The sequence below is a fragment of the Ilyobacter sp. genome (assembly GCF_041583315.1).
In the GTDB taxonomy this organism is placed as follows: Bacteria; Fusobacteriota; Fusobacteriia; order Fusobacteriales; family Fusobacteriaceae; genus Ilyobacter.
The window spans coordinates 1-3,751 of record NZ_JBFHGC010000284.1; the positions used below are offsets into that span (position 1 = coordinate 1).

7 protein-coding genes are annotated in these 3,751 nt (G+C 33.9%); 2 read left to right on the forward strand and 5 right to left on the reverse strand.

Annotation, left to right across the window (positions count from 1 at the left end):
- Together ABZA26_RS09910 and ABZA26_RS09915 are read left to right on the forward strand one after the other, a co-directional pair.
- Positions 1-506, forward strand: a 506-nt coding sequence (locus ABZA26_RS09910) for a TRM11 family methyltransferase (protein WP_372714361.1), incomplete at its 5' end; no start/stop codon positions are given.
- A 247-nt stretch (positions 507-753) separates the two neighbouring features.
- Complete coding sequence (locus tag ABZA26_RS09915) at positions 754-990, forward strand: SHOCT domain-containing protein (protein WP_372714362.1); 237 nt, start codon at positions 754-756, stop codon at positions 988-990.
- Positions 991-1,123: 133 nt separating this feature from the next.
- Here ABZA26_RS09915 and ABZA26_RS09920 read toward each other — a convergent pair whose 3' ends face one another.
- The 5 genes from ABZA26_RS09920 to ABZA26_RS09940 form a co-directional block, all read right to left on the reverse strand.
- Positions 1,124-1,345, reverse strand: a complete 222-nt coding sequence (locus ABZA26_RS09920; RefSeq protein ID WP_372714363.1) for a DUF2164 domain-containing protein — start codon at positions 1,343-1,345, stop codon at positions 1,124-1,126.
- Between the two features lie 53 nt (positions 1,346-1,398).
- Positions 1,399-1,800 carry a hypothetical protein gene (locus ABZA26_RS09925; RefSeq protein WP_372714364.1) on the reverse strand — a complete coding sequence of 134 codons (402 nt, stop codon included), beginning with the start codon at positions 1,798-1,800 and terminating at the stop codon, positions 1,399-1,401.
- Between the two features lie 259 nt (positions 1,801-2,059).
- Entirely contained in the window at positions 2,060-2,623 is a 564-nt protein-coding gene (locus ABZA26_RS09930; protein ID WP_372714365.1) for a YbjQ family protein, read from the reverse strand.
- 199 nt (positions 2,624-2,822) lie between these two features.
- Positions 2,823-3,467, reverse strand: a complete 645-nt coding sequence (pcp, locus tag ABZA26_RS09935; RefSeq protein WP_372714366.1) for a pyroglutamyl-peptidase I — start codon at positions 3,465-3,467, stop codon at positions 2,823-2,825.
- A 35-nt stretch (positions 3,468-3,502) separates the two neighbouring features.
- Positions 3,503-3,751 (reverse strand): 5-oxoproline transporter, DUF979 family subunit (locus ABZA26_RS09940; RefSeq protein WP_372714367.1); only part of this gene is annotated, 249 nt, incomplete at its 5' end.

Here is a 3,751-nt window from a genome sequence, read left to right on the forward strand (position 1 = left end):
AGTGGCATCTCCATGAGACAAAGCCATGCTCATACTCCAACTCCTTGAGTGTAAGGACAGCAAGAGTACTGGTGAATATAGCATCAAAAGGTGATCTAAAGAAAAAAATAATAGATCCCTGCTGCGGAGTAGGAACAACGCTTGTGGAAGGTCTCTCCATGGGATATGAGATCTCAGGATACGAAATAAATCCGAAGATAGTAAAAAATGCAAAGGAGAATCTGAGTCACTTTAATCTGGAAACTAAAATCATAAAAAAAGATATGCATGAGACGAAAGAAACCTATGATGCTTCTATAGTGGATATTCCCTACGGACTATTCAGCCATACTACTGAAAAGGATCAGCAGGATATAATAGATACAGCCAGAAGAATTTCAGACAGAATGGTTATGGTATCCTTTGAAGTTCTGGATGAAATGGTTTTGAAGGCAGGATTTGAGATAACAGACAGATGCACCGTCACTAAAGGAACATTTAAGAGATATATACTGGTGTGTAAGTAAAATAAGTGTTTAAAAAAGTGGTGTGCCATGTCAGGCACACCACTTAATTTTTTTTATTCAGAAATTAAATAAGAGAGTGCTACTTATATAGCTAATCATCTTTACATATTTCAATGAACCTTTAAAAGGGTCAAGATCAACTAATTCAGTCAGAATAAAACAAAAAAATTGACAAATATCTGTAAAAAGGTTATGCTTAAATATAGGGTATAGGGGTATATTTGAGCTTTAAACAGGGAGGTGTAAGATGCGTCAGTTGTGTTTTGAATACTTTAATAGAGGTGGAATGTTTGGATGGATGGGAGGTGGACTTATGATGCTTTTTCCGATACTGATTGTTGTATTGATTTTTTATTTTTTCACCAAGAATGACAAGAGCAAAACTATAGAGAATTCAACTCCATTAGATATATTGAAGAAAAGATATGCAAGGGGAGAGATGAGTAAACAAGAATTTGAAGATATGAAAAAAGATTTACAGTAGTGTTTATCTCTGAGGAATCTATTTCATTGAGACGGACTAATATAGAAGCAATCAGTGTATAGAGGTCTTTAATAGACCTCTTTTTAATTTTATTATGAAAATATAAAAAACCATACCCCTATAAGGTATGGTATCAGTATTTTTCTATTTCTGACAGCTCCGTTAATTTATCAGACATGAACTTATAGGAGTCCTGTACTCCTCTATTATAGTAGAATTTACCTAGGTTTTTACTGATAAAGTCAATAAGTATTATGGATGCCAAATTCCCTATTTCCTCGTCTCTTTCTTCCATGAAAAACCTCTGTATCTCTCTTATCATTTTCTCTTCTTCATATTTTTCTAATTTGAACATTATCGATTCCTCCAGGGTGTATTTTTTTCAATGATTAGATTCAGGAAGTATTATCAGTACCTTTTTTCTATCTGAGTAGTACAGCATCTGCCTGAAGGGTTGTTTATTTCACAGTTACAGCCTTTTTCTTTCATATTGTCTCGAATTTTTTCAAGGACTTTATCTTTTCCTATTTTCCTGATCTCATCTTTTGAGATGTCAAAACAAAAACATACCTTGTCGTCGATTGAGATTTTTAAATCTTTTTTGTAAAACCTATCTTTGCCGTCAAAATAAACTATCTCACAATCAGGTTCAGCACAAAAGTAATATTGATTATCTGATATTTTACTTATTCTGTCTTTATTCAAAAGACTTTCCATAGTTTTTTTACTGACTTCTAAAGATTCATTGTCACACACAGGACACCTTTTTATAGTTACTTCTTTTGAATCACAACAGCACTTACAACTCATTTTAGACCTCCGATAATTATAAAAATTTGTTTCTATAATTTCTTTTAAAATTTATTTAGTTACATGGTGATATGATACACCACCATTGAAAAGAAATAAGATTTTTATTTCTTTTTCAAAATTATACTCGTAATTATATGAAAGGAACAAGAGGTACACAAGCTCCTAGAACCAGAGACAATACTAATAAAATTAATATTTTTTTCATTTTAAACCTCCTCAAAAATATTTGATACTAAGATTTCTATCTTTAACTATATTACTTGTTTTTTTCAAATTTAACTGCTGTGCCGTAAGCAAAAAGTTCTGCAGCACTTCCCACAACACTTGTTGTCATATAACGGATGTTTATTATGGCATCGGCTCCGATTTCCTCGGCCTGGGTAATCATTCTTTCTGTGGCTATTTCCCGGGCTTTTCCCATCATTTCTGTATATTCAGTCAATTCCCCGCCAAGGATTAATTTTATTATAGCAGAAAGATCTTTACCTAACCAGATGGCAAATACTGTATGCCCCTGAACTAACCCTAAAATTTCAGATATTTCAGAACCTGGGAGCACAACAGAGTTTGACATCAGGATTTTAGTTTTATGCTCAGATAGTCGGCTTTCCCTTTCCGGAGATTTATATTTTTTCTGACCTAGTCCTACAGTCACCAAGACTATGAAGATTCCTCCGAGGAGAGAGAAAACAGCTATCCTCAACCAGGTAGGGACAACTGGATCTTCGGCAGTTACTACAGCCCATGGAATACCTGCAAATATAGAGATGAAAAGTCCTAATACAAACAACATAGAACCGATATAACGGATTATTTTCATGATATCCTCCTCCTTAATATAATTTACTGTGAGACATAAAAAACTCCTGTGCAAAACTAGAGAAGTTTTTATAGAGCTGTCTTTTGATAGTTCAAAAATTTTCTTGAAAAATTTGTATTTTAAGTTTTTGAAATATTAATATACAAAAAAAAATCTAGAAGACCGAGGTCTTCTAGATAAATTTTTTTGAATGTTTATTTTAGAATTCACGTCCACTAGATATTTTTATGTCTTTTTCATTTTTTCCTATTGCAGAAATAGCCGCTTTAAGACCTTTTGAAATAATATCTAGACCCATAGAAGGGAGGTTAGGCTTATTTATAACCTGCTCCGGGATATAAGGAACATGAATAAAACCACCTTTTTTAGTAACACCAGATTTGTTTATGTGATAAAGAAGTCCGTACATAATATGATTACAGACAAATGTTCCGGCAGTATTAGATACAGATGCAGGAATTCCGCTAGATTTAATGGCGTCTGTCATTGCCTTGATAGGTAAGTTGCTAAAATAAGCACTGTCTCCATCAGAGTACACTTTTTCATCTATAGGCTGATTTCCTTCATTGTCTGTAATTCTTGCATCATCTAAATTGATAGCAACTCTTTCTGTTGTAATATCATACCTTCCACCAGCCTGTCCGACACAGATAACGGCATCAGGTTTGTGTTCCTCTATACCAGCTAGTAAAACATTGATAGATTTATTAAAAACTGTCGGGATCTCTAATTTAATAACCTCTATACTCTCTATATTATCCGGTAGGAGTTTAATTGCCTCCCAGGCCGGATTTATCTGCTCTCCCCCAAATGGATCAAAACCTGTAATCAATACTTTCACCAATATCAACTCCTTAAATTTTTATAATTTTAAATAAACTAAAATGCCCAGAGGTACATAACAACAATATGAAGAAAAAGTAATACTAGTGCAACTGGTGCCTGAGCTGCGATTACACCATTTTTGTTTTTCATTTCCATAATTGCTGAAGGAACTATATTGAAATTTGCCGCCATTGGAGTAAGAAGAGTCCCGCAATAACCTGCAGTAAGACCTAATACTCCTGCAATTGCAGGATTTGCACCATGGGAAAAAACAAAGGGGATTCCGATTCCAGCTGTGATTAC